The 26,651-nt window shown below is 50.6% G+C and carries 29 protein-coding genes; all 29 read right to left on the bottom strand.

The window, feature by feature from the left end:
- Positions 1-2: 2 nt before the first annotated feature.
- The 29 genes from rpsE to E0L13_RS09765 all read right to left on the bottom strand — a co-directional run bounded on the left by rpsE (position 3) and on the right by E0L13_RS09765 (position 26,508).
- Positions 3-503 (bottom strand): 30S ribosomal protein S5, encoded by a 501-nt coding sequence (gene rpsE, locus E0L13_RS09905; RefSeq protein WP_087478746.1) that lies wholly within the window; start codon positions 501-503, stop codon positions 3-5.
- 18 nt (positions 504-521) lie between these two features.
- On the bottom strand, positions 522-884 hold the full coding sequence (gene rplR / locus E0L13_RS09900) for a 50S ribosomal protein L18 (protein WP_168062121.1): 363 nt from the start codon (positions 882-884) through the stop codon (positions 522-524).
- 35 nt (positions 885-919) lie between these two features.
- Positions 920-1,462 (bottom strand): 50S ribosomal protein L6, encoded by a 543-nt coding sequence (gene rplF, locus E0L13_RS09895; RefSeq protein WP_087478748.1) that lies wholly within the window; start codon positions 1,460-1,462, stop codon positions 920-922.
- 17 nt (positions 1,463-1,479) lie between these two features.
- A complete protein-coding gene (gene rpsH / locus E0L13_RS09890; RefSeq protein ID WP_087478749.1) occupies positions 1,480-1,872 on the bottom strand; it encodes a 30S ribosomal protein S8 in 393 nt (130 codons plus the stop codon).
- Between the two features lie 29 nt (positions 1,873-1,901).
- On the bottom strand, positions 1,902-2,171 hold the full coding sequence (gene rpsN, locus E0L13_RS09885) for a 30S ribosomal protein S14 (RefSeq protein WP_087478750.1): 270 nt from the start codon (positions 2,169-2,171) through the stop codon (positions 1,902-1,904).
- Between the two features lie 18 nt (positions 2,172-2,189).
- Complete coding sequence (rplE, locus tag E0L13_RS09880; RefSeq protein ID WP_087478751.1) at positions 2,190-2,729, bottom strand: 50S ribosomal protein L5; 540 nt, start codon at positions 2,727-2,729, stop codon at positions 2,190-2,192.
- Positions 2,730-2,752: 23 nt separating this feature from the next.
- A complete protein-coding gene (gene rplX / locus E0L13_RS09875) occupies positions 2,753-3,070 on the bottom strand; it encodes a 50S ribosomal protein L24 (RefSeq protein WP_087478752.1) in 318 nt (105 codons plus the stop codon).
- Between the two features lie 18 nt (positions 3,071-3,088).
- The gene (gene rplN / locus E0L13_RS09870; protein ID WP_007391728.1) at positions 3,089-3,457 is read right to left on the bottom strand and encodes a 50S ribosomal protein L14; all 369 of its coding nucleotides are present in this window, start codon (positions 3,455-3,457) and stop codon (positions 3,089-3,091) included.
- A gap of 26 nt (positions 3,458-3,483) precedes the next feature.
- Positions 3,484-3,738: a 30S ribosomal protein S17 gene (rpsQ, locus tag E0L13_RS09865; RefSeq protein WP_087478753.1), complete on the bottom strand. Its 255-nt coding sequence runs from the start codon at positions 3,736-3,738 to the stop codon at positions 3,484-3,486.
- A 44-nt stretch (positions 3,739-3,782) separates the two neighbouring features.
- On the bottom strand, positions 3,783-3,983 hold the full coding sequence (gene rpmC, locus E0L13_RS09860; RefSeq protein ID WP_014015743.1) for a 50S ribosomal protein L29: 201 nt from the start codon (positions 3,981-3,983) through the stop codon (positions 3,783-3,785).
- Position 3,984: 1 nt separating this feature from the next.
- A complete protein-coding gene (gene rplP / locus E0L13_RS09855; RefSeq protein ID WP_087478754.1) occupies positions 3,985-4,410 on the bottom strand; it encodes a 50S ribosomal protein L16 in 426 nt (141 codons plus the stop codon).
- A complete protein-coding gene (rpsC, locus tag E0L13_RS09850) occupies positions 4,410-5,081 on the bottom strand; it encodes a 30S ribosomal protein S3 (protein WP_087478755.1) in 672 nt (223 codons plus the stop codon). Before rpsC ends, rplP begins: the two co-directional genes overlap by 1 nt.
- 13 nt (positions 5,082-5,094) lie before the next feature.
- The gene (gene rplV, locus E0L13_RS09845) at positions 5,095-5,430 is read right to left on the bottom strand and encodes a 50S ribosomal protein L22 (RefSeq protein ID WP_087478756.1); all 336 of its coding nucleotides are present in this window, start codon (positions 5,428-5,430) and stop codon (positions 5,095-5,097) included.
- A 14-nt stretch (positions 5,431-5,444) separates the two neighbouring features.
- On the bottom strand, positions 5,445-5,720 hold the full coding sequence (gene rpsS, locus E0L13_RS09840; protein ID WP_087478757.1) for a 30S ribosomal protein S19: 276 nt from the start codon (positions 5,718-5,720) through the stop codon (positions 5,445-5,447).
- 23 nt (positions 5,721-5,743) lie between these two features.
- Positions 5,744-6,571 carry a 50S ribosomal protein L2 gene (gene rplB, locus E0L13_RS09835; protein ID WP_087478758.1) on the bottom strand — a complete coding sequence of 276 codons (828 nt, stop codon included), beginning with the start codon at positions 6,569-6,571 and terminating at the stop codon, positions 5,744-5,746.
- 31 nt (positions 6,572-6,602) lie between these two features.
- Positions 6,603-6,887 (bottom strand): 50S ribosomal protein L23, encoded by a 285-nt coding sequence (gene rplW, locus E0L13_RS09830; protein WP_087478759.1) that lies wholly within the window; start codon positions 6,885-6,887, stop codon positions 6,603-6,605.
- Positions 6,887-7,510: a 50S ribosomal protein L4 gene (gene rplD, locus E0L13_RS09825; RefSeq protein WP_087478760.1), complete on the bottom strand. Its 624-nt coding sequence runs from the start codon at positions 7,508-7,510 to the stop codon at positions 6,887-6,889. The genes rplW and rplD overlap by 1 nt, the downstream gene beginning before the upstream one ends.
- Before the next feature lie 32 nt (positions 7,511-7,542).
- A complete protein-coding gene (gene rplC / locus E0L13_RS09820; protein WP_087478761.1) occupies positions 7,543-8,181 on the bottom strand; it encodes a 50S ribosomal protein L3 in 639 nt (212 codons plus the stop codon).
- 14 nt (positions 8,182-8,195) lie between these two features.
- The gene (gene rpsJ / locus E0L13_RS09815) at positions 8,196-8,507 is read right to left on the bottom strand and encodes a 30S ribosomal protein S10 (RefSeq protein WP_006791160.1); all 312 of its coding nucleotides are present in this window, start codon (positions 8,505-8,507) and stop codon (positions 8,196-8,198) included.
- 312 nt (positions 8,508-8,819) lie between these two features.
- Positions 8,820-10,007 (bottom strand): elongation factor Tu, encoded by a 1,188-nt coding sequence (tuf, locus tag E0L13_RS09810; RefSeq protein WP_115759885.1) that lies wholly within the window; start codon positions 10,005-10,007, stop codon positions 8,820-8,822.
- 29 nt (positions 10,008-10,036) lie between these two features.
- The gene (gene fusA / locus E0L13_RS09805) at positions 10,037-12,109 is read right to left on the bottom strand and encodes an elongation factor G (protein WP_087478714.1); all 2,073 of its coding nucleotides are present in this window, start codon (positions 12,107-12,109) and stop codon (positions 10,037-10,039) included.
- Positions 12,110-12,145: 36 nt separating this feature from the next.
- Positions 12,146-12,616, bottom strand: coding sequence for a 30S ribosomal protein S7 (gene rpsG, locus E0L13_RS09800; protein ID WP_087478713.1), 471 nt, complete (start codon positions 12,614-12,616; stop codon positions 12,146-12,148).
- A gap of 57 nt (positions 12,617-12,673) precedes the next feature.
- On the bottom strand, positions 12,674-13,045 hold the full coding sequence (rpsL, locus tag E0L13_RS09795) for a 30S ribosomal protein S12 (protein ID WP_087478712.1): 372 nt from the start codon (positions 13,043-13,045) through the stop codon (positions 12,674-12,676).
- A gap of 79 nt (positions 13,046-13,124) precedes the next feature.
- A complete protein-coding gene (locus tag E0L13_RS09790; protein ID WP_087478711.1) occupies positions 13,125-13,370 on the bottom strand; it encodes a ribosomal L7Ae/L30e/S12e/Gadd45 family protein in 246 nt (81 codons plus the stop codon).
- Between the two features lie 215 nt (positions 13,371-13,585).
- Positions 13,586-17,836 (bottom strand): DNA-directed RNA polymerase subunit beta', encoded by a 4,251-nt coding sequence (gene rpoC, locus E0L13_RS09785; RefSeq protein ID WP_168062119.1) that lies wholly within the window; start codon positions 17,834-17,836, stop codon positions 13,586-13,588.
- An 18-nt stretch (positions 17,837-17,854) separates the two neighbouring features.
- Entirely contained in the window at positions 17,855-21,574 is a 3,720-nt protein-coding gene (rpoB, locus tag E0L13_RS09780; RefSeq protein WP_168062117.1) for a DNA-directed RNA polymerase subunit beta, read from the bottom strand.
- A gap of 224 nt (positions 21,575-21,798) precedes the next feature.
- Positions 21,799-23,055 carry a tyrosine--tRNA ligase gene (gene tyrS / locus E0L13_RS09775; protein ID WP_168062116.1) on the bottom strand — a complete coding sequence of 419 codons (1,257 nt, stop codon included), beginning with the start codon at positions 23,053-23,055 and terminating at the stop codon, positions 21,799-21,801.
- A gap of 123 nt (positions 23,056-23,178) precedes the next feature.
- A complete protein-coding gene (gene nhaA, locus E0L13_RS09770) occupies positions 23,179-24,387 on the bottom strand; it encodes a Na+/H+ antiporter NhaA (protein ID WP_168062114.1) in 1,209 nt (402 codons plus the stop codon).
- Positions 24,388-24,588: 201 nt separating this feature from the next.
- Entirely contained in the window at positions 24,589-26,508 is a 1,920-nt protein-coding gene (locus tag E0L13_RS09765; RefSeq protein WP_168062113.1) for a fructose-1,6-bisphosphatase, read from the bottom strand.
- Positions 26,509-26,651 lie beyond the last annotated feature (143 nt).

The raw sequence follows: 26,651 nt of genomic DNA, 5'->3' as shown, positions 1-26,651 counted from the left end.
TATTAACCGTAAATTTCTTCTACAGTTTTGCCACGGAGTTCAGCAACTTTGTTGACATCCTTCAAACGGCTCAAGCCTTCGATCGTAGCCTGAACCATGTTGTTCGGGTTGGAAGAACCGATGGATTTTGTAAGGATGTTGCGGACGCCAGCCAATTCCAATACGGCACGTACAGGACCGCCTGCAATAACTCCAGTACCTTCGGCTGCCGGTTTCAGGAACACTTTGCCAGCACCGAAAACACCTGTAATCGGATGGGGAATGGAACCGTTCTTCAAGGAAACAGTTACCAAATGTTTTTTAGCGTCTTCAACACCTTTGCGGATAGCTTCAGGAACTTCGCCGGCTTTACCTAATCCTGCGCCGACTCTGCCGTTGCCGTCGCCGACAACAACCAACGCACTGAAGGAAAAACGGCGGCCGCCTTTAACTACCTTAGCAACACGGTTGATGAATACGACATTTTCTTGTAATTCGAGACCTGCATGGTCAACTTTTGCCATGTGTTATTTCCTCCTTGATTAGAATTTCAAGCCAGCTTCACGAGCGGCTTCAGCAAGAGCAGCAACACGGCCATGATAGATATAACCGCCGCGGTCGAATACGACCGTCGTGATACCTTTTTCAAGAGCACGTTTTGCAACTAATGCGCCAACTAATTTTGCGCCTTCAGCATTGCCACCGCTGACGTTCTGAGCTTTAATTTCCTGATCCAACGAGCTGGCGGAAACCAAGGTTACGCCCTTCGTATCGTCGATGACCTGAGCATAAATATTGGAAAGGCTGCGGAAAACATTCAGACGAGGACGTTCAGCCGTGCCGCTGATGTGTTTGCGCAAGCGCCAATGACGTTTCAAGCGAATTGCATTCTTACTGGATTTCAAGGAATTCACTCCTTTCTATGATAAGCTTACGTTAATTATTTCTTCGAACCAGCTTTGCCGGCTTTACGACGTACATGTTCGCCAGCATAGCGAATACCTTTTCCTTTGTACGGTTCAGGCAAGCGATAGCCGCGGATTTTTGCAGCGAATTCGCCGACAGTTTCATTATTAGCGCCGGATACGACGATCGTCGTTGCCGTCGGGCATTCAACCGTAACGCCTTCCGGAGCATCTAATTCGAGGGGATGGGAGAAGCCGAGAGTCAAGGCCAGTTTCTTGCCTTTCATCTGTGCTCTGTAACCAACGCCGACGATTTCCAATTCTTTCTTAAAGCCTGTCGTAACGCCTGTTACCATGTTGGCAACGAGAGCGCGAGTCAAGCCGTGCAGGGCACGATGTTCTTTTTCGTCAGACGGACGTTCTACAGTAATGACGTTGTCAGCAACTGTAATTTTCATATCCGGGTGAAGCGTACGAGTGAGTTCGCCTTTCGGGCCTTTGACGGTAATCACGTGGCCATCGAGGTTGACATTTACGCCTGCCGGGATATCAATAGGCATTCTACCTACTCGGGACATATTGACACCTCCAAATATTACCAGACGTAAGCGATAACTTCGCCGCCCAAGCCGAGTTTACGAGCTTTTTTGTCGCTCATAACGCCCTGGGACGTAGAAATAACAGCGATTCCCAAACCGCCGAGAACGCGGGGCAGTTCTTCCTTGCCGGCGTATACGCGCAGGCCCGGTTTAGAAATTCTCTTGATGCCGGTAATTACTTTTTCTCTATTGGAACCATATTTTAACGTAACCTTCAGCGTTTTGCCTTCGTTTACGGATTCATAATTTTTAACAAAGCCTTCTTCTTTCAAGATTTCGAGGACAGCAGCCTTCATCTTGGAAGCGGGCATTTCTACTTTTTCATGATAAGCCGAATTGGCGTTACGGATTCTGGTGAGCATATCCGCAATCGGATCGGTCATTGCCATTGTCTAAAAACCTCCCTTCGTGAAATACATTACCAGCTGGCTTTTTTAACGCCAGGAATCTGTCCTTTGTAAGCCAGTTCACGGAATGTAATGCGGCAGATGCCGAACTTACGCATATAACCGTGAGGACGGCCGGTTACTTTGCAACGGTTGTGCAGGCGTACCGGGGACGAGTTGGCCGGCAGCTTAGAAAGCGCTTCATAGTCGCCCTTAGCTTTCAGTTCGGCGCGGAGCTTTGCATAGCGGGCAACCATTTTTTCACGTTTCTTTTCACGTTCAAGCATAGATTTCTTTGCCATGTATGTTATCCTCCTTAATTACTTTTCAAACGGCATACCCATCATCGTCAGCATATCGCGGCCTTCTTCGTCCGTCGTAGCTGTGGTAACGATGGTGATGTCCATACCGCGGGCTTTATCAACTTTATCATATTCGATTTCCGGGAATATGAGCTGTTCTTTTAAGCCCAAGGTGTAGTTGCCGCGGCCGTCAAATCCCTTTGCGCTTACGCCATGGAAGTCGCGGACGCGAGGCAGAGCCAAATTCATCAATTTATCGAGGAATTCATACATCCGTTCGCCGCGGAGCGTTACTTTGCAGCCCAGGTTCATGCCTTCGCGGATTTTAAAGGCCGCGATGGATTTCTTGGCTTTCGTAATGATCGGCTTCTGACCGGAAATGATCGTCATATCGTTTACAGCAGCGTCCAAAGCTTTGGAGTTGGTAACAGCTTCGCCAACAGCCATGTTGATGACAACTTTTGTAACCTTCGGAATCTGCATTACATTTTTATAATTGTATTTTTCCTGCAAGCCTTTAGTGACTTCGGAAAGATATTTATCTTTTAATCTGGACACTTCTCAAGGGCCTCCCTTCTCAATTAGATGTTCTTGCCGCTCTTAACGGCAACGCGTACTTTCGTACCGTCGGCCTGCTGAACCGTTCTGACGCGGGTCGGCTTGCCGCTTTCAGGATCTACGAGCATAACGTTGGAAACGTGGATAGCTGCTTCCTTCGTGATAATGCCGCCTTGAGGATTGTTCTGACTCGGTTTCGTATGGCGCTTAACCAGATTAAGGCCTTCTACTACAACGCGGTCCTTTTTCGGATATGCTGCAATGATTTTGCCTTTTTTGCCTTTTTCTTTGCCGGCGATGACGATAACCGTATCGCCTGTCTTAACGTGCATTTTTCCCATCGAGAACACCTCCTCCGATTATAATACTTCCGGAGCCAGGGAGATGATCTTCATGAAATCTTTTTCACGCAGTTCTCTGGCAACCGGCCCAAAAATACGAGTGCCTTTAGGGCTTTTATCATTATTGATTACGACAGCTGCATTTTCGTCGAAACGGATGTACGAACCGTCTACGCGGCGCAATCCTTTTTTAGAACGAACGATAACAGCCTTTACTACGTCGCCTTTCTTGACAACGCCACCGGGTGATGCATCTTTAACAGACGCTGTAATGATATCGCCAATGTTGCCATATTTACGATATGAGCCACCCATGACCTGGATGCACAAAAGTTTTTTGGCACCGGTGTTATCGGCAACATTCAACATAGTTTCTTGCTGAATCATGGCTTAACCTCCTAGTTAATTCAAGCTTATTTAGCTGCTTCTACGATCGTCACAACTCTCCAATGTTTCTGCTTGGACAGGGGACGGGTTTCTTCGATGCGTACGATATCGCCGATATGGCATTCATTGTTTTCATCATGCGCTTTGAATTTTACAGTCGAAATAATCGGTTTTTTGTACAGCTTATGCTGCGTCTTATATTCTACAGCAACAACAACGGTTTTGTCCATTTTATCGCTGACAACTTTACCTACGCGGATTTTCCGTTCGTTTCTTTCCATCTGTGCGTGTAACCTCCTTTTAGACTCCAATCGAGTACGTTATCTTACGCCTGCGCTTTCAATTCTGCTTCACGCTGTACCGTTTTGATGCGGGCGATAGTCTTTTTAACTTCGCGGATACGCATTGGATTTTCTAATTGGCCGGTCGCATGTTGAAAACGGAGGTTAAACAATTCTTCTTTAAGGCTAACCACCTTTTCGTCCATTTCGGCAGCGCTCAGAGCACGGATTTCTTTAACCTTCATTTTATTCACCACCTAATTCCTGACCTCTAACAACAAACTTCGTTTTAATCGGCAGTTTATGGCTTGCAAGACGCATAGCTTCGCGAGCTACTTCTTCGCTTACACCGCCCATTTCAAAAAGTACGCGGCCCGGTTTAGCAACGGCTACCCAGTATTCGGGAGCGCCTTTACCGGAACCCATACGAGTGCCAGCCGGTTTAGCCGTAATCGGCTTATCCGGGAAAATTTTAATCCAAACTTTACCGCCACGTTTGATATAACGAGTCATAGCAATACGGGCAGCTTCGATCTGACGGTTTGTAATCCAAGACGGTTCTGCTGCTACCAAACCGAAATCGCCGTGAGCGACTTTATTGCCGCGCTGAGCCTGACCTTTCATGCGGCCGCGGAACTGTTTACGATATTTAACACGTTTTGGAATTAACATTATGCTTCACTCCCTTCGTGTTTTTTCTGCGGAGCTTTTTTAGCTTCCGGCAGGATTTCACCTTTGTAAATCCAGCATTTTACGCCGATGCAGCCGTATGTCGTATGAGCTTCGGCAAAGCCGTAGTCGATATCGGCGCGGAGCGTATGCAGAGGAATGGAGCCGTCGCGAACGCTTTCGCTGCGAGCGATTTCAGCGCCGCCTAAACGGCCGGAGCACATAATTTTAACGCCTTTAGCGCCCATGCGCATCGTACGGCCTACGCACTGTTTCATAGCGCGGCGGAAGCCGATACGGCGTTCGAGCTGGCTGGCTACGTTTTCAGCAACGAGGGTTGCGTCCATTTCAGCCTGTTTGATTTCGGCGATGTTAACGTCGACAGTTTTCGTCGTGAAAGCTTTCAGCGCTTTCTTAATATCTTCAATGCCTGCGCCGCCGCGGCCGATAACCATGCCCGGTTTAGCAGTATGGATAATCAATTTGATACGTTTTGCAGAACGTTCGATTTCAATACGAGAAACGCCTGCGATGAACAACTGTTTCTTTAAGAATTCACGGATTTTTACGTCTTCATTCAGAAGTGTTGCATAATCCTTTTCAGCATACCATTTCGCATCCCAGGGTTTTACAACGCCAACACGAAATCCATGGGCATTAACTTTTTGACCCACTACGTTTCCCTCCTTATGCTCTTTCTTTTACGACAACAGTCAAATGACTGGAATGTTTCAAAATCTTGAAAGCCTGTCCACGGCTGCGCGGATGAATACGTTTCATCGTGGAGTCCTGGTCGACAAAAATTTCCGAAACATACAATTTATCTACATTCATGTCGTTGTTGTGTTCCGCGTTCGCTACGGCGGAGCGCAGTGCTTTTTCAACTACGCGGGAACCGACTTTCGGCGTAAATTTCAAGATAGAGAAAGCTTCGCCTACATTTTTGCCCCGAACCAAATCAGCTACGATTCGAATTTTACGGGGGGCAATGCGGATATGTCTAGCAATTGCTCTTGCTTCCATTGATGTTACCTCCCTTATTTCGTTGCTTTTTCAGATTTAGCGTGGCCTTTGAATGTACGAGTCGGCGCAAATTCGCCCAACTTATGACCTACCATGTCTTCTGTAACATATACAGGAACGTGTTTCCGGCCGTCGTGAACAGCAATCGTATGACCTACGAAGCTAGGCAAAATCGTGGATGCACGAGACCAGGTTTTTACTACTTTCTTTTCATTAGCTTCATTCATAGCGTCGATTTTCTTCAGCAGGTGGAATGCTACGAATGGGCCCTTTTTAACGGATCTGGACACTTAATTATCTCCTTTCCACAATCTTATTTACGTCTCTTCACAATAAATTTATTGGAAGCTTTTTTAGATTCACGAGTCTTAACGCCATAAGCAGGTTTACCCCAAGGAGTAACCGGACGTTTACGGCCGACAGGAGACTTGCCTTCGCCGCCGCCATGCGGATGGTCGCACGGGTTCATAACGACGCCGCGGTTGCCCGGACGGATGCCCTTCCAGCGGGAACGGCCGGCTTTACCAACGGTAATGTTTTCATGGTCCGTATTGCTGACTACGCCTACCGTAGCGCGGCATTTGATATGGACCTGACGAAGTTCGCCCGAAGGAAGACGGAGCAGCGCATAATTGCCTTCTTTAGCCATGAGCTGTGCCGATTCACCGGCGGAGCGAACCATCTGGCCGCCTTTGCCGATTTTCAATTCAACGTTGTGTACCAACGTACCGAGAGGAATATTAGCCAAGGGCAATGCGTTGCCGATCTTGATATCCGATTCGGGGCCGCTGTAAACAACGTCGCCTACTTTAAGGCCGTTCGGAGCGATGATATAGCGTTTTTCGCCGTCTGCATAGAACAGCAGGGCGATATTAGCAGAGCGGTTCGGATCGTATTCGATCGTCGCTACTTTTGCAGGAATGTTATCTTTAATACGTTTGAAGTCGATCAAACGATAACGGCGTTTGTGACCGCCACCCTGATGACGGACTGTCATTCTGCCGCTGTTATTACGACCGCCCTTGCTGCTTACTTTAGCCAGCAAGGATTTTTCCGGTTTGGACGTCGTGATGTCTTCGAAAGTCGAAACAGTCATGAAACGACGGCCGGCGGAATACGGTTTAAATGATTTAATGGCCATTGTAGTGCCTCCTCCTTTATTTCGTTATCCCTTAAGCTCCTTCAAAGAATTCGATTGTTTCGCCTTCCTGAAGTGTTACGATGGCTTTCTTGTAATCCGGGCGTTTGCCGATATATTTGCCCATGCGTTTGAATTTACCCATCATACGAATCGTGTTGACGCTCTTTACTTTTACGCCGAACACAGCTTCAACAGCTTTACGGATTTCGATTTTATTGGCATGGAGCGGTACTCTGAAAGTATATTTGCCATCAGACATCATCATCGTTGTCTTTTCAGTAATAACCGGTTTTAACAAGATATCATGCATCATCATTACGCGAGCACCTCCTCAATCTTGGCTACAGCGCTCTTTGTGACAAACAATTTTGTGTGGTGGAGCAAATCAAAGATGTTCACGCCTTCAGTAGAAACAGCTTTGACGCCAGTGATGTTACGGGCGCAGCGCGCGACGATTTCGTCATTATCCGTAATGAAGAGAACTTTTTCACCGGCAAACTTGAAGTTGTTGATGATGTTGACGATTTCTTTCGTCTTCGGAGCTGCCAAGGTGATTTCGTCCAATACGAACAATTCATTCGTATTTACTTTATCGCTCAGAGCAGATTTAACAGCCAGACGTCTTGCCTTGCGAGGCATTTTCTGAGCGTAAGAACGCGGATGGGGACCCCAAATGGTGCCGCCGCCAACCCACAACGGGCTGCGGGTGCTGCCTACACGGGCCCGGCCGGTTCCTTTTTGTTTCCAAGGTTTCTTGCCGCCGCCACGAACCAAACCTCTGGTTTTCGTGGAGTGCGTGCCTAAACGTTCGTTAGCGAGCTGACGAAGAACGGCCTGTCTCATGACAGCTTCGTTTACTTCAACGCCAAATACGCTATCGTTTAATTCGATTTCACCGGTCTGTGCGCCGGCAATATTATACGTGCTTACTTTTGGCATTATTATTTATCCTCCTTCCTGTGTGACAACAATTAGCGGGGTTTTACAGTATCACGGATCATGACAAGGCTGCCTTTAGCACCCGGAATACCGCCTTTGATCAAGATAAGGTTTTTATCCATGTCGACTTTTACGACGGAGAGATGAAGAACCGTTGCCTGATTACCACCCATTTGTCCAGGAAGTTTTTTACCTTTGATGACTTTACCGCCACCGCCGCTGATCATAGGTCCGAGAGAACCAGGTTCACGGTGAGATTTAGAGCCGTGAGTCATTGGCCCGCGATGGAAGCCGTGACGTTTGATGGTACCTGCAAAACCTTTCCCCTTGCTGGTGCCAATTACGTCGACGAGATCGCCGCTTGCGAATATATCAGCTGCCAGAGTTTGGCCTACCGTGTATTCCGGCGTATCTGTCAAACGGAATTCGCGAAGATACTTAACAGGAGCTACGCCTGCTTTGTCGAATTGACCCTTAACGGGTTTTGTCAGATGTTTTTCTTTGATTTCGCCATAGCCCAGCTGAATGGAGTTGTATCCGTCCGTATCAACGGTTTTTACGCGGACAACGACATTCGGCGAAGCTTCGACGACTGTTACGGGGATGACTGCGCCTTCTTCAGTAAAAATCTGAGTCATACCCAACTTTTTCCCCAAAATAGCTTTAGACATAATCGCACCTCCTCCTATAATTTGATTTCAATGTCTACGCCAGCCGGCAGGTCGAGTCTCATCAAAGCGTCAACAGTTTTATTGGAAGCTTCGAGAATATCGATCAAGCGTTTGTGCGTACGCAGTTCGAACTGTTCACGAGAGTCTTTGTTTACGTGGGGCGAACGCAGAATCGTGAAGATGTTCTTTTCCGTCGGAAGCGGAATCGGGCCAGATACCATAGCACCTGTCCGTTTCGCCGTATCGACGATTTTCGCCGCGCTCTGATCCAACGTCTTGTGGTCATAAGCTTTGAGGCGAATTCTGATTCTTTCCTGTTTTGCCATTACTTAATTCCTCCTAACGTCCATTTCTTAGAATAGACTGCTCCATAGGAGTTTCCCCGCAGGGCGGGCAACATCCTATATCATAGTTTTTTTACGCATAGTCAGGGCATCCCCTGTTGTCGCGTACTTAGATAGTTTACTACAAAAAGAGCGGGCATGCAAGGATTTTTCTACGTTTTTCCGTACTTTTTCCAGGGAGCCGAATCAATTTTGCATGGAATTTATTCTGTAAAATCATGGTAAAGAAAAGAGCTGCAAGCCAATGCTTGCAGCTCTTTCTATGTCTTAATTTGCTCGTAATCTTACGGCAAATTACGCTTCGATTTCGGATACGACGCCTGCGCCTACCGTACGGCCGCCTTCGCGGATAGCGAAGCGGAGGCCCGGTTCAATAGCGATCGGCGTAATGAGTTCTACGTCCATCTTTACGTTATCGCCAGGCATGCACATTTCCGTGCCTTCCGGCAATTTGATAACGCCCGTTACGTCCGTCGTGCGGAAGTAGAACTGCGGACGGTAGCCGTTGAAGAACGGCGTATGACGGCCGCCTTCGTCCTTCGTCAATACGTATACCTGTGCTTTGAACGTCGTGTGCGGATGAATCGTTCCCGGTTTTGCCAATACCTGGCCGCGTTCGATTTCCTTACGGTCGATGCCGCGGAGCAATGCGCCGATGTTGTCGCCGGCTTCTGCCAGGTCGAGAAGCTTACGGAACATTTCTACGCCCGTTACGACGGTCTGTTTCGGTTCGTCGGACAAGCCTACGATTTCGACTGCGTCGCCTACTTTAACCGTACCGCGTTCTACACGGCCCGTTGCTACGGTGCCGCGGCCCGTAATCGTGAATACGTCTTCGACAGGCATCAGGAACGGTTTGTCCGTCGGACGGTCCGGCGTCGGGATGTATTCGTCAACAGCGTCCATCAGTTTGAGGATAGACTGTTTTGCTTCTTCGTCGCCTTCGAGGGCTTTCAATGCGGAGCCTACGACGATAGGTACTTCATCGCCGGGGAAATCGTAGGAGCTCAGGAGGTCACGGACTTCCATTTCTACGAGTTCGATCAGTTCGGGGTCGTCAACCTGGTCAGCTTTGTTGAGGTATACGACGATAGCCGGTACGCCTACCTGGCGGGCCAACAGGATGTGTTCGCGAGTCTGGGGCATCGGGCCGTCAGCTGCGCTTACGACGAGGATCGCGCCGTCCATCTGAGCAGCGCCGGTGATCATGTTCTTAACATAGTCGGCGTGGCCCGGGCAGTCAACGTGAGCATAGTGACGGTTGTCCGTTTCGTATTCAACGTGAGCCGTGTTGATCGTAATGCCGCGTTCGCGTTCTTCCGGAGCCTTATCGATATCAGCATAGTCTTCGAATTTAGCATAGCCTTTTTCGGACAATACTTTCGTAATAGCAGCCGTCAACGTCGTTTTGCCATGGTCAACGTGACCAATCGTGCCGATGTTAACATGGGGTTTGGTTCTTTCGTAATGTTCTTTTGCCATTTTGCAGTTCCTCCAATGTAATTAAAATATTAGCCTTTGTCATTAATGACTTTTTCAGCTACGTTCTTAGGAACTTCTTCGTAGTGATCGAAAGTCATCGTATAAACGCCACGTCCCTGCGTCTTAGAACGCAAATCCGTTGCATAGCCAAACATTTCAGCCAAGGGTACGAAACCGTTGATATGTTCAGCGCCGCCGCGCATTTCCATGCCGTCAACGCGGCCGCGACGAGAGTTCAAGTCGCCGATGACATCGCCCATGTATTCTTCAGGGACGACGACTTCGACTTTAACATACGGTTCGAGAAGAACAGGATCGGCTTTCTTTGCGCCTTCTTTAAAGCCCATGGAGCCGGCAATCTTAAATGCCATTTCCGAAGAGTCGACATCATGATAGGAGCCGTCGAATACGATAACCTTGATATCGACCATGGGGAAACCAGCCAAAACGCCTGTTTCCATAGCTTCTTTTACGCCGGCTTCGACAGAGCCGATATATTCTTTCGGAATTGCGCCGCCGACAACTTTGTTTTCAAATTCAAAGCCTGCACCGGCTTCCTGCGGAATAAGTTCAAGCCAGCAGTCGCCGTACTGACCGCGGCCGCCGGACTGACGAACGAAACGGCCTTCCTGCTTGACGCTCTTGCGAATCGTTTCGCGGTAAGCAACCTGCGGTTTGCCGACGTTGCAGTCTACCTTGAATTCACGAGCCATACGGTCGACGATAATATCCAAGTGGAGTTCGCCCATGCCGGAAATGATCGTCTGACCTGTTTCGGCATCGGTCTTAACCTTGAAGGTCGGATCTTCTTCAGCCAAACGAGCCAATGCAATACCCATTTTTTCCTGGTCAGCTTTGGTCTTCGGTTCTACGGCAACAGAAATAACCGGTTCAGGGAATTCCATCTTTTCAAGGATGATGGGGTGTTTTTCATCGCACAGCGTATCGCCTGTCGTCGTATCTTTCAAGCCGACGATAGCGCCGATATCGCCGCAGTATGCTTCCTGTACTTCTTCGCGATGGTTTGCGTGCATACGCAGGATACGGCCTACGCGTTCTTTCTTGCCTTTCGTGGAGTTGAACACGTACGTGCCGGACTGAAGCGTACCGGAGTAAATACGGAAGAAAGCTAATTTACCGACAAAGGGGTCAGCCATGATCTTAAAGGCCAAGGCAGAGAACGGTTCTTTGTCGTCAGCTTTACGGCTGTCGTCTTCACCTGTATCGGGATTTACACCGGCAACAGGCGGAATATCGAGCGGAGACGGCATATAGTCGACAACGGCGTCGAGGAGCATCTGAATACCCTTATTCTTGTAAGCAGAGCCGCAAAGTACGGGGAACATCTTGTTGCTTACAACGGCGTTGCGGATAGCTGCCTTGATTTCGTCGATGGAGATTTCTTCACCGTCGAGGTATTTCATCATGAGCTCATCGTCCGTTTCGCAGACGGCTTCAAGCATGATCTGATGATATTCTTCAGCTTCGTCTTTCATGTCGTCCGGAATATCAACGACTTCGATTTCCTTGCCGAGAGCATCGTCATATACTTCAGCTTTCATCGTAACGAGGTCGATGATGCCGCTGAACGTCGCTTCAGAGCCAATCGGCAGCTGGATCGCTACGGCGTTAGCCTGAAGGCGGTCCTTCATCATCTGAACGCAGTTCAGGAAATCAGCGCCCGTCGTATCCATCTTATTGATGAAAGCGATACGGGGAACATGGTAGTGTTCAGCCTGACGCCATACCGTTTCAGACTGCGGTTCTACGCCGCCTTTAGCCGAAAATACGGCAACAGAGCCGTCCAAAACGCGAAGAGAACGTTCAACTTCAACTGTAAAGTCAACGTGCCCCGGGGTATCGATGATGTTGATACGATGACCTTTCCAATGAGCCGTCGTTGCAGCGGAAGTGATCGTAATGCCGCGTTCCTGTTCCTGCGCCATCCAGTCCATCGTTGCGGCGCCGTCGTGAACTTCGCCGATTTTATGAACGCGGCCGGTGTAGAAAAGGATACGTTCTGTCGTCGTGGTTTTACCGGCATCGATGTGGGCCATGATACCAATATTTCTCGTTTTTTCCAAGGGAAATTCTCTTGCCACGATTTTTTCCACTCCTCAAATAAAAAACTTAAATAATTACCAGCGATAATGAGCAAAGGCCTTGTTGGCTTCTGCCATCTTGTGGGTATCTTCTTTCTTTTTGATAGCTGCGCCAGTATTGTTGAAAGCGTCCATCAATTCAGCGGCAAGCTTTTCTTTCATCGTACGTTCGCCGCGTTTACGAGCGTAGCCGACAGTCCAGCGGATGCCGAGGGACAGGCGGCGGTCAGCGCGTACTTCAACGGGAACCTGGTAGTTGGCACCGCCTACACGGCGAGCGCGAACTTCCAAAACAGGCATTACATTGTTGAGAGCCTGTTCAAAAACTTCTAAGGGATCTTTATTCATCTTAGAACGGATAATGTCGAATGCGTCGTATACGATAGATTCAGCGACGCCTTTTTTACCGTCCAACATAACTTTGTTGATGAAGCGCGTTACCAATTTAGAATGGTACACCGGATCCGGCAGCACATCGCGCTTCGGCACAGGGCCTTTTCTTGGCATGTCTAATTCCTCCTTTATAATATGCAGGTTATCGGTTCATCTGATCAGGCAATACGATTATTTACCCTTTTTAGCGCCGTATTTAGAACGGGACTGCTGACGGTTTGCAACGCCAGCCGTATCCAAGGCACCGCGGATGATGTGATAACGTACACCAGGAAGGTCTTTAACACGACCGCCTCTGATTAATACTACACTGTGTTCCTGTAAATTGTGACCAATGCCAGGAATATAAGCTGTTACTTCGATGGAGTTCGTCAAGCGAACACGGGCAACTTTACGCAGAGCAGAGTTAGGTTTTTTCGGCGTAGCCGTGTATACACGAGTGCAGACGCCGCGTTTCTGCGGGCAGTTTTTCAAAGCCGGCGCCGTGGATTTCGTTACAGAATCCTGACGACCCTTACGAACTAATTGGCTGATTGTTGGCATGTGGGCACCTCCTCTCCAAACAATTAGATTTATAATGTAATCATCATCAGAAAAATATCTGACGATGATATTACCAAAGTTACTTCAACACTCCAACGGCCGCTGCCTTGACTTTAATGCGGCAGGCTATGCCGAGCTCTGCCATCGTATTGGAACGGTCGACGGCGATGCCTGCCTCCTCCGCATACGCGAGAAGCGGCGCGACGACCTGTTCGTCACAGTCGTTAGCAACATACAGCTGGGTGACTTCGTTTCGTTTCATTGCTTTAAGCGTTTGCTTTGCCCCTACGGTCTTGCGGACATTGCCCGCCAGTTCCAAGCTCACGAAACATCACTCCTTACATCTTGCAAATTGCGCGCAGCACCTTCGCCGCGACACTTAGACATTGTAGCATTCCCCCATAGGAATGTCAATGTGTTTTTCGTAAAAACTGCGTAACTAAGACATTTTTTATTACACTCATCCGGGTGTATCTTACAAGGTAAAAAACAGAGACCTCTCTTACGAGAGGTCTCTGTACAGTGCTATAACGTCAGAGCTTAATGGCCCGCTTCGGGAGCTGTCGCCGTTACGTCGTCGCAGTCTACGACGGAGCCGTCTTCATCTTCATACGATATGGACGGTACGGTTTTGACAACCTTTACCTTGCGGTACCGGCTCATGCCGGTGCCGGCGGGAATCAGCTTGCCGATAATAACGTTTTCCTTCAAGCCGAGCAAGGGATCAATCTTGCCCTTGATAGCCGCATCCGTCAATACGCGGGTCGTTTCCTGGAACGACGCAGCCGACAAGAACGATTCCGTCGCCAACGCGGCTTTCGTAATACCGAGCAGCATCGGCTTGCCGATGGCCGGCTTGCCGCCTGCAGCCTGAATACGGCGGTTCGTGTCTTCGAAAATATTGACGTCGACGTAATCGCCCGGCAGCATATCGGCGTCACCGGCGTCTTCAATCTTCATCTTGCGGAGCATCTGACGCACGATAACTTCGATGTGTTTGTCGTTGATACCAACGCCCTGGGATTTATATACCTTCTGCACTTCGTATACGAGGTAGCGCTGCGTAGCTTCTACACCCAGAATGCGAAGGATGTCGTGAGGATTGATGGAACCCGACGTAATACGGCTGCCCTTCGTGATGACGTCGCCTTCATGAACGACTAAGTGAGCTCCGTACGGGATGGTGTAGCTGCGTTCTTCGCCGTCTTTATTTACGACGTGAACGATATTGATGTCATGGTGGTCTTCTTTTTCCGTAATGGAAACGACGCCGTCGATTTCCGTGACGATAGCGTTGCCCTTCGGCTTACGGGCTTCAAACAATTCTTCGACACGGGGAAGACCCTGGGTAATATCCCCTGCCGACGCAACGCCGCCTGTGTGGAACGTACGCATCGTCAGCTGCGTGCCCGGTTCGCCGATGGACTGGGCCGCGATAGTGCCGACCGATTCGCCGACATTTACCTTGCTGCCCGTGCCCAGGTCGCGGCCGTAGCACTTAGCGCAGACACCGTAACGGCTGTGGCAGGTAAGGACGGAACGAATCCGGACCTTATCGTAATATTTAGCGATTTCTTTCGCCTGGTCGGCCATGATTTCTTCATTAATCGGAACGATGACTTCGCCCGTATTCGGGTTGACCAAGGTTTCCGCCGCCGTACGGCCTTCGATTCGTTCTTCCAGCGGTTCAATGACGCCGTCGCCTTCGACGATAGCCGTAACTTCTACGCCGCGGATATCGTTATTGCGTACTTTTACTTCCGTTACGTCGCTGGAAAGGATGCGTTCGATAGCATCTTCTGTCAGTGCCGTGCCAGCCGGGCAGATTTCCATGCCGTTGGAATCAATCACTGCCGTTTCAACGGTTTTGCCAAGCATATTATCGACCATAGACTTGCGAAGCGCCGCGCGGAAGCCTTCTTCCGGAGCTCCCAGCGTAACGACTTCAACTAAGTTCGTATGGTTCATATCATCGTTTATATCCATCTGGCTGCCCTGGAGATACAGCTTCGGCAGCTTGTGCTCGATAACCGTATCCATATCGTCTGTCGTCAGCAAATGGCCTTCTTCGAACACGACGTCTGCAGTTTCCGGATCGATCGCCGGTTTCGCCAAGACGCGGCCAATCAGTTTTTCCCGCAGGAGGTTGACAGCCTGACGGCACGAGCTGGCCAGACGGGCCCGTTCGCGGACGAGGTCGATGCCGAATACGTCGCAGTCGTCTTCGCGAACGATGACGTCCTGCGATACGTCGACGAGACGACGGGTCAGGTAGCCCGAGTCAGCCGTACGCAGAGCCGTGTCGGCCAAACCCTTACGGGCGCCGTGGCTCGACGTAAAGTAATCCAATACGGACAGGCCTTCGCGGAAGTTCGCCTTGATCGGCAAGTCGATGATACGGCCGGACGGGTCAGCCATCAAGCCGCGCATGCCGGCAACCTGACGAATCTGCTGTTTATTACCGCGGGCACCGGAGTCAGCCATCATAAAGATGGAGTTGAACGGGTCCATGTTATCCATCATGGCTTCCGTCACGTCGTCCGTCGCCTTTTCCCAAATGGAGCAGGTCTTGCGGTACCGTTCGTCTTCCGTAATCAAGCCGCGGAGGTACATTTTCGTAACATTCTGAACCTTCTTGTCGGCTTCGTTGAGAATATCCCATTTTTCAGCAGGGATCTGAATATCCGAAATAGCGATGGACATGCCGGCCTGCCGCGCGTAATGATAACCGATAGCCTTGATGCGGTCAAGGAGGGCCGCTGTCTTCGTATTGCCTACGAGATGGAAGCAAGCGTCGACAAGCTTGCCGATTTCCTTCTTATTCATCAGTACACCAAGGCAGTTGACATCGACAAATTCTTTTCCTTCTTTGAAGGCAGCTACCGCTTCTTTATCTACCTTATTAGCCGGCAGCGGACGAATGGCCAGGAGGTCTACGCCGAAGGCTTCCTTCAGCTGGGAGAAACCATAGTCTAAAATATGGCCGTTTTCATCTTTAATCTTTACGAGATGCGTCGAATCGATGATGCCGTTTTCATAGGCAAACTTCGTATCTTCGGGATTGGTAAATACCATGACCTTGTCCGTATGATACAAGCGGAGTGGTTCGTACACCTGATAGTTGTACAGCAGCTTGCCCGCCGTCGTTTCGATAATACCGTGGCCGGGAATGCGGACCTTGATGACCGCTTCGATATCGATAGCCTTGGCATCATACGCCAGCATGACTTCATCGTAATTAGAGAACATCTTGCCTTCGCCCAAGGCTCCCGGTTTAACAAGGGTCAGGTAATAAGCACCAAGCACCATATCCTGCGTCGGTACGGCAACAGGCTTGCCGTCCTTCGGCGCCAAAATGTTGTGTGCCGAAAGCATGAGCGTTCTCGCTTCAGCCTGGGCTTCTACGGACAAGGGCAGATGGCAGGCCATCTGGTCGCCGTCGAAGTCGGCATTGAAGGCGGTGCAGACCAGAGGATGCAGCTTAATGGCCCGGCCTTCCCAAAGAATCGGTTCGAAGGCCTGAATACCTAAACGGTGCAGCGTCGGGGCGCGGTTCAAGAGTACCGGATGTTCCTGAATAACGTCTTCCAGCACGTCCCACACTTCCGGGCTGACGCGTTCGACCTTTTTCTTAGCATTTTTAATGTTCGTAGCAATGCCTTTTTCTACGAGTTTTTTCATGACGAAGGGCTTGAACAATTCCAAAGCCATTTCTTTCGGCAGGCCGCACTGATGCATTTTCAGCTCCGGTCCGACGACGATAACGGAACGGCCGGAATAGTCGACACGCTTACCTAACAGATTCTGACGGAAGCGGCCTTGTTTCCCCTTGAGCATATCCGACAAGGATTTAAGAGGACGGTTGCCCGGCCCGGTGACAGGGCGGCCGCGGCGGCCGTTGTCGATCAGGGCGTCGACAGCTTCCTGAAGCATGCGCTTTTCATTGCGGACAATGATATCGGGAGCGCCTAATTCCAGCAGCCGGCTCAGGCGGTTATTTCGGTTAATGACGCGGCGGTACAGGTCGTTTAAGTCCGACGTAGCAAAGCGGCCGCCGTCGAGCTGTACCATCGGGCGCAGTTCCGGGGGAATGACGGGAATCACGTCCATGACCATCCATTCCGGTTTGTTGCCGGAATGGCGGAAGGCTTCGACGACTTCCAGGCGGCGGATCGCCCGGACCCGGCGCTGGCCGGAAGAATCGCGCAGCTCGTCGCGCAGTTCTTTATTGAGTTTTTCCAAGTCCAGTCCCTGGAGTAATTCCTTAACGGCTGCCGCGCCCATGCCGACGCGGAATTTATCGCCGTACATATCGAGATACTGGCGGTATTCCGTTTCCGTCAGGAGCTGCTGCTTCGTCAGCGGCGTATCGCCCGGGTCCAGGACGATATACGAGGCAAAATACAATACCTTTTCCAGCGAACGGGGCGAAATGTCGAGAATCAGGCCCATCCGGCTGGGAATTCCTTTAAAATACCAAATATGAGATACAGGCGTAGCCAGTTTGATATGGCCCATCCGTTCGCGGCGAACCTTCGCTCGCGTTACTTCAACGCCGCAGCGGTCGCAGACAACGCCTTTATAGCGAATGCGTTTGTATTTTCCGCAATGGCATTCCCAGTCTTTCGTAGGCCCGAAAATGCGTTCGCAGAATAAACCGTCCCGTTCCGGTTTCAATGTACGGTAATTGATCGTTTCCGGTTTCTTTACTTCGCCGTGCGACCATTCAAGGATCTTTTCCGGAGAAGCCAGTCCAATCCGCATGGAATCAAATTCGTTCACGTCTAGCACTAATACCGCTCCCTTCTATTAGTCTTCATCTTCGTTAATAGTATCGTCGTTCAGATGTTCCGCTTCGGCAACGGCGTCGAGGCTCATGGCGCTCATAATATCATCTTCATCGCCGTTGGCAACCGGTTCTTCTGCCGGTTCGCCGTCTCCGGCTTCATCAGCCAGGGGCGCCGACGGGCTGTCCATGCCTTCGCCTTCCATAACGCGGCGGAGTTCATCTGTCTGTTCCGGTTCTACATCGTCTTCGTCATCCAGTTCCTTGATGACAACTTCTTCGCCGTCTTCATTGAGAATCTGGACATCTAAGCCGATAGCCTGCAATTCTTTAAGCAATACCTTGAAGGATTCAGGAACGCCCGGTTCAGGAATATTTTCGCCTTTAACAATTTTTTCATACGCTTTGACACGGCCGACGACATCGTCAGACTTGACTGTCAGCATTTCCTGCAGCGTGTATGCCGCGCCGTATGCTTCCAAAGCCCAAACTTCCATTTCGCCGAAACGCTGGCCGCCGAACTGAGCTTTACCGCCCAGAGGCTGCTGCGTAACCAGGGAGTACGGGCCAGTCGAACGAGCGTGGATCTTATCGTCGACCAGATGATGCAGCTTGAGGAAGTACGTGTAACCGACGGTTACGCGGCGGTCCATCGGTTCGCCTGTACGGCCGTCGTACAGGACGGATTTGCCGTCTTCCGGCAATCCAGCGATGCGCAGAGATTCGAATACGTCTTCAGCCTGCGCGCCGTCAAATACCGGCGTCGCAATGTGAATGCCGGCCTTATCGGGCTTCGGCATGCCGTACGTATCGAAATCGTAACCGGCTCCGCGCAGCTTCGCTTCCAAATTCGGATTCATCTTTTTAATCTGAACGCCCAGTTCATGCATAGCCCAGCCGAGGTGGGTTTCCAAAATCTGACCGATGTTCATACGAGACGGTACGCCCAAGGGATTCAGCACGATCTGAACAGGCGTGCCGTCGGGAAGGAACGGCATGTCTTCCTGACGCATTACGCGGGATACGACACCCTTGTTTCCGTGACGACCGGCCATCTTGTCGCCTTCGTGAATCTTACGCTTCTGTGCAATGTATACGCGGACGAGGCGGTTAACGCCCGGCGGCAGTTCATCGTTGTTTTCACGGGAGAAAATGCGGACGTTGACGACCTTGCCCGATTCGCCGTGAGGCACGCGCAGCGACGTATCGCGGACTTCCCGTTCCTTGTCGCCGAAAATAGCGCGCAGGAGGCGTTCTTCCGGCGTCAGCTCCGTTTCGCCTTTCGGCGTAACTTTGCCGACGAGGACGTCGCCGGGGAATACGTCGGCGCCGATCATGATGATGCCGTTTTCGTCGAGGTTTTTCGTGCTGTCTTCGCTGACGTTCGGAATTTCGCGGGTAATTTCTTCAGAGCCCAGCTTCGTGTCGCGGGCGTCGCATTCATATTCTTCAATATGGATAGACGTATATAAGTCGTTCTTCGGCAATTCTTCGCTGAGAAGAACGGCGTCTTCGTAGTTATAGCCTTCCCAAGGCATGTACGCTACGAGGATGTTGTAGCCCAACGCCAATTCGCCGCCGTCCGTAGCCATGCCATCGGCCAGTACCTGGCCTTCCGTAACGCGTTCGTTCTTGTATACCAAGGGGCGCTGGTTAATGCAGGTGCTCTGGTTGGAACGGACGAATTTAATCAAGCGGTATGTATCAATAGAGCCGGAATCGGTTCTTACTTTAATTTCATCGCCTGTTACGCGGCATACGACGCCGTCGTGCTTAGCCAGTACGCATACGCCTGAGTCGCAGGCAGCTTTATATTCCATGCCCGTGCCGACGAGCGGAGCCTGCGTGCGGAGGAGCGGCACGGCCTGACGCTGCATGTTCGCGCCCATGAGCGCGCGGTTGGCGTCGTCGTTTTCCAGGAACGGAATCATGGATGTACCGACGGAAACAACTTCCTTAGGCGATACGTCCATGAAATCGACGCGGTCGGCCGGGAATTCACGCGTATCTTCACCGTGACGGCAAGCGACGCGGCTGTGTACAAAATGACCGTCTTCGGTCAGCGGTTCGTTAGCCTGGGCGATGATATACTGTTCTTCTTCATCTGCCGTGATATACCAAACGTCGTTTGTAACGACATGGGTTTCCTTATCGACGCGGCGGTACGGCGCTTCAATAAAGCCGAATTCATTTACCTTGCCGAAGCAGGCCAGCGAAGAAATCAGGCCGATGTTCGGACCTTCAGGCGTTTCTACAGGGCACATGCGGCCGTAGTGGGAGTGATGAACGTCGCGGACTTCAAACCCTGCCCGTTCACGGGACAAGCCGCCGGGGCCCAAGGCGCTGAGACGGCGTTTATGCGTGATTTCAGCCAGCGGGTTCGTCTGGTCCATGAACTGGGACAACTGGCTGGAACCGAAGAATTCTTTAATCGCTGCAACGACAGGACGGATATTGATCAGGACCTGAGGCGTAATGCTTTCGGCGTCCTGAATCGTCATGCGTTCGCGGACGACGCGTTCCATACGGGTCAGGCCGATGCGGAACTGGTTCTGGAGCAGTTCGCCGACGCAGCGGAGGCGGCGGTTGCCCAAATGGTCGATGTCGTCGACGGTGCCGAAGCCGTCCATGAGGTTCAGCAGGTAATCTATGTTGGCGATAATATCTTCGCGGGTAATCGTGCGGTGATCGTACGGCAGATTGCTGTTATTGCAGATAATCTTATATACAGACCCGTCAATTTTTTCTACGAAGGCTTCTACGAGCCCTTCGCCGGAGAATACGCCGCTTTCTTTAATCCTGTTTACTTCAGCCGCGCCGATTTCCGTATGGGCGTCGACGATCACTTCGCCCGTTTCGGGATGAACGATCGGTTCATGGAGCGTCAAGCCGAATAAGCGGCGTTCCCAGCCCAGCTTTTTGCCGGCTTTATAGCGGCCGACGCGGGCCATATCGTACCGGCGGGAGTCGAAAAACAGCCCTTCGAACAAATTGCGGGCGCTTTCTACTGTCGGCGGTTCGCCGGGGCGGAGCTTTTTATAGATTTCTACGAGGGCTTCATCCTGGTTTTCCGTCGTATCTTTTTCAAAGGTATCCTTGAGCCGCTTATCGTCGAAGAACAAATCGAGGATTTCTGCGTTGGAAGACCAGCCCAGGGCGCGGATCAGCACCGTGACGGGGATTTTGCGGTTGCGGTCTATGCGGGCGTATACAATGCCGTTTACGTCCGTTTCCAGTTCGATCCAGGCACCGCGGTTCGGAATGACCGTAGAGTTATACAACATGGTGCCCATCGGATCGCGTTCGCAGCCGTAATATACGCCCGGCGAGCGCACGAGCTGGCTGACGATAACGCGTTCTGCCCCATTGATAATAAATGTACCTGTATCTGTAATCAGCGGGAAATCCCCCATGAATACTTCCTGGTCTTTAATTTCCCCTGTTTCATGATTGACAAGACGGATCTGAACCCGAAGCGGCGCGGCATATGTCGTGTCTCGTTCCTTGCATTCCCGGATGTCATACTTAGGTTCCCCCAGTTTGAAATCTTCAAAGGATAAAGACAAGTTGCCCGATGCATCTTCGATGGGCGAAATATCTTGAAAAATATCTTTCAGCCCTTTTTCTAAGAACCATTCATAAGATTTGTTCTGCAAATCCAACAAATGAGGCATTTTTAAGACCTCGTTAATCTTAGCATACGTGTATCGAGTTCTTTTCCCTACTTGTACAGGTTTGAACATGCTGATTCTTCACCCCTTATAAAAAGTAAACCATGATATAATCGCGTCGTAAAGGCATCTTCAAAAGCGACAAAAAAGCAAGGCTCCGTAATAAAACTTGAACCTTGCTTAATTTTTTGTTCACCGGAAGCGCTTCCTCCATGTACCTCATAATATCATCAATTGAACATTTTGCAATGAGTTATTATAGCACACGTTTCTGCTTCCGTCAATATTTATTTTTCTTATTTCTGAATACGGGCCAGCGTGTAGTTCTTTTTGCCCTTGCGCACGATAACGTACTTGCCGTTTGAATTCTTATGAGGCACGACGATTTCGTCGAGAGCCTGGACCTTTACGCCGTTGATCGTCACGGCGCCGTTCGTGATATCTTCGCGGGCCTGGCGCTTGGATTTGTAAATCGTCGAATCGACAAGCCAGTTTACGACGTCCTTTTCTTCGTTCGATACGTCGACCGTCGGCATCTTGCCAAAGGCCTGGGTCAGTTCGTGCTCCGTCAAATCGGCAATGCTGCCGTGATAGAGGGCTTCCGTAATATTCTGCGCTTCCTTCAGCGCTTCAGGGCTGTGGACGAAGGTCGTTACTTCTTCCGCCAAACGGCGCTGAGCCAGACGTTTTTCCGGTTCCGTCTTGACGGCTTCTTCCAGGGCGTCGATTTCTTCCTTACTGAGGAAGGTGAAGTATTTCAAATATTTGACGACGTCAGCGTCATCCTGATTCAGCCAGAACTGATAGAATTCGAAAGGAGACGTCTTTTCCGGATCCAGCCATACGGCTCCGCCGGCGGTCTTGCCGAACTTCGTGCCGTCCGACTTCAGCATGAGGGGAATCGTCAGGCCGTAGGCTCGGGCGTCGCTGCCGTGCATCTTATGAATCGTATCGATGCCGGCCGTAATATTGCCCCACTGGTCGGCGCCGCCGATCTGAAGCTGGACGTCGTTGTGTGTGAAGAGATGTTCAAAGTCGATAGACTGCAGAATCTGATAGGAAAATTCCGTAAAGGAAATGCCCGCTTCCAGACGGCTTGCGACAACTTCCTTCGCCAGCATCGTATTGACGCTGAACAGCTTGCCGTAATCGCGGAGGAAGTTCAGCAAATCGATTTTGCTCAGCCAGTCGTAGTTGTTTACGAAAGAAATATTCGAGCCTTCGCCGAACAAATGAATAAACTGGGCTTTTAATTTTTCCGCGTTTTCATGGATTTTTTCAATGGTCTGCAGCTGCCGTTCCGTCTTGCGGCCGCTCGGATCGCCGATAACGCCTGTGCCGCCGCCGATGACGACATAGGGATGATGACCTGCCAAGGCAAAGCGTTTCAGCATCATAAAGGGAATTAAATGGCCGATATGCATGCTGTCTCCCGTCGGGTCTACGCCGCAGTACAAGGACACGCTCTTTTCTTCCGTCAGCTTGCGCAAGCCTTCTTCGTCGGTCATCTGATTTACGGCGCCGCGCCAAGACAATTCATCAATAATATTCATCGAACCCGCTCCTTTTACCGTTATATTTATGGATATGCAAAAAGTATCTTTACCGTACTAATTATACTCATCCGACATGCGTCCGTCAATAAAAGCCCGAAACCTCGCGCTGCCTTCTTCGTTTTACGGAGTCCCGCGCTGAAGCCATTTAAACATAGCCGTCCCCGCCAGGCCGGACATCACAGACGCGGCTACGATGGCAGTTTTGGCCGTCATCAGCGCCTGCCCGTCCGCAAAGGCCAGGGCAGCGATAAACAGGGACATGGTAAAGCCGATGCCGCCCAGCATGCCAGCGCCTAGAAAGTGGGCCGTCCGAACGCCGGCCGGCAAGGCTGCGACGCGAAGGCGTATCAGGCCGTATACGGATAAGAAAATGCCCAGAGGCTTGCCGAGAAACAGCCCGGCCATGATGCCCAGGCCGACAGGCGTCAGCAAGTTTCCCACGCTGCCGCCGTCTATGGCAATGCCGGCGTTGCTCAAAGCAAATACGGGCATGACGAAAAACGCCGACCACGGCGTCAGCCTATGCTCCAGCTTTCTGAGCAGGCTCTCGCCGTGCGTTTCTTCCGTTCCGGCCGGAATGGAAAAGCCCAAGAGGACACCGGCAATCGTCGGATGAATCCCGCCCTGCAGAAACGCATACCACAGCAGCCCTCCTCCAATCAGGTACAAAAGGACCGACTGGACGTTGCGCCGCGACAGCCAAAACAGCGCGAGCAAAACGGCGGCTCCGGCCAACAGGGACGGACCGTGCAAATCGGACGAATAAAACAAGGCGATGACTAAAATACCGCCCAAGTCATCGACAATCGCCAGGGCCGTCAAAAATACAACGACAGCTCGCGGCGCCCGCGGCGCGGCAAAGGCCAGTACGCCTAAGGAAAAGGCAATATCCGTAGCCATCGACACGCCCCAGCCGGAAATCGTCGGCTTTCCAATGTTAAAAGCCGTATATAACAGCGCCGGCACGACCATGCCTCCGACAGCCGCCGCAATGGGAAGAAGCGTAGACGACGGCGATTTCAGTTCGCCGAATAAAAATTCCCGCTTGATCTCCATGCCGATGACGAAGAAAAACACGGCCATCAGCCCGTCGTTAATCCAATGAAGCAGCGACATGGACAGCTGGAAATCCCCCATCCCGACGGACAGCTTCCAATGCAGGATCTCTTCATAGGCGGCTGCCCATGGAGAATTGGCAAGGCCCATCGCCATGACGGCAAAGGTGAGAAGAACGATGCCGCTGGACGCTTCCTGCTTGAAGAACCGTTGAAACGGCATGATCATTTGGCGCGATTGCTCTTGAATACGTTCGTAAATATCTTTGTTCATGTGACTCTCCTTTTATGGAATCCGCAGAAAACAGCACCGCACAGCCTGCTGTTTTCTGCGTTATCCTATTATATCATACGGTCATCACATTTCCGCATACTCTGCATGTGCAAAATATGCAACATCTATATCAAAAACGTACAGTATGCAAAAAGAGGAAACAGACCTTCCATCTGTCTCCTCTTACGCCCGTATTTCCGGTTATATTTCTTTTTCTTCAGGCCGTTCCAGGATAATGCCCTGGCGGTATGCATGCAGCAGCGCTTTCAAATCGTCGATCATCTGCAGCAGCTTTTTGCCGTTGTCCGTGTCGCCGATCATAACGCGCTTCGGCTCCAGTTCGACCTGCGTCGATTCCGAATCGATATCGGCGTTGTTCATCAATACCTGCGTGACATCCTTAAAGGGATAATGGGCTTTGATGCGGATGCCGTGAGAATTGAAAATTAAGGTGTAGCCGGCAATGCCCGTCGATCCCTGATAGGCCTTGCAGAACCCGCCGTCTATGCAGATTTCCTTCCCTTCCGCACGAATCGGGCTTTCCCCTTTCTTGACCTTGACCGGCGTATGGCCGTTGATGATATGGCCCTGGGGAGAATCGATGCCGAATTCATGGAGGATTTTTATGCATTCATCCCGATCCCGGTTGAGATGGTAATAATCGTTCTGCGGTTCTTTCCACGTCGACTGATCGACGATATAGCTCCGTTCAAAGGTCTTGACAATTCGGCCCGATACAGGAGAATCTATGCCGCACCACATGTACCACATATAATCCAGGCTGTTCGTATCCCGCTTGTCATAGGCCTGACGGGCGATAAAATCGACCATATCCATGAAAGCCTTTCCCTTATACGGCTTGCCGTTGAGATAAATTTCTTTAAAGCTGCCGTCTTCATTGAGAGGAACGCCGCCATGGAACAAGAGGTTGTTGTTATAGCTGCGGTACAGCGAGCCGTGACTGTATAAGAAGCGGATATGGCGCTGCAGCCGTTCGCTTTCCAGGAATTCCGATTGAATGGCCGCCATGATGCGGTGTTCTTCCGGCGACAATTTATAAGGATCCTGCGGATCAACTGTCGGAAAATCCGTCGTTGTCAGCTCATAGGTCTGGCCGTCCAGCGTAATCGTCCCCTGTTTCCAGTCAATTTTATGGAACATCAGGCGGTCGTCCATGTTGTATTCCGGATGGCGGATGATGACTTGTCCTTCCAGCTTGCTCAAAATGACGTTAATCGCCTTGACCATCGGCTCGATGCCGTCATCCTTTTTATAGGTATCCAACGCGAAAATAGCCAGAGGCCGGAGACTGATGCCGTAACCGCTTTCCAATATTTCCATATTATGATAGCGAATATTATTTCGCAGCGCATTGGCAATGCAGGCCTCGCTGCCGGCGGCCGCCCCCATCCACAGGATATCGTGGTTCCCCCACTGGATGTCGAGGGAATGATGATGCATGAGATAGTCCATGATCTTATCGGCATGGGGCCCGCGGTCGTAAATATCGCCGATAATGTGCAGGTGGTCTACGGCCAGCCGCTTGATCAAATCCGTCAGGGCGTAAATAAACTGCCGCGTGCTGCCCGTTTCTAAAATCGTATTCAATATCTTCATATGATATGCCCGGCGGTTTTTATCTTCGTCCGGCTGGGCATGGAGCAGTTCGTCAATGACGAAGCGGAACACCTTAGGCATAGCCTTACGCACTTTAGACCGCGTATATTTCGACGACAGCAGCTTGACCAGGCGAATCAGATGGCTCAGCGTCTTTTTCGCCCACTGATCCGTAATTGCTTTTTCCCGCTGCAGCATATCCAGCTTTTCCTTAGGATAATAAATCAGCGTCAATAAATCGTCCCGCTCCTCTGCCGTCATGGAGTTGGCGAATATCATTTCGACCTTTTCCCGAATGACGCCGGAGCAGTTATTTAAGATATGATAAAACGCTTCATATTCGCCGTGAAGGTCGCTCATAAAATGTTCCGTCCCCTTCGGCAAGTTGACGATGGCCTGCAAATTGATGATTTCCGTGAATGTTTCGGCCTGCGTTTTATATTCCTTGGACAGTAATTCCAGATACCGCAAGTATTCCGGAGAATATTTTTCACACGTTTCCATAAGACATAAATCCCCTTTTCTTCATGATATGGTATACAACGTATAGTCTTAATTTCTTTCTATTGTACACTATCTTATGGCATGTGACTAGGGATAAGTACAGAAAATCACAGTTCATCGACTATAAAAGACAGTAAGAGCGT

Source organism: Megasphaera sp. SW808, assembly GCF_012027795.1.
Lineage (GTDB): Bacteria > Bacillota > Negativicutes > Veillonellales > Megasphaeraceae > Megasphaera > Megasphaera stantonii.
Note: the sequence above shows the minus strand (reverse complement) of the source record. Positions and strands in the feature narration are given on the sequence as shown.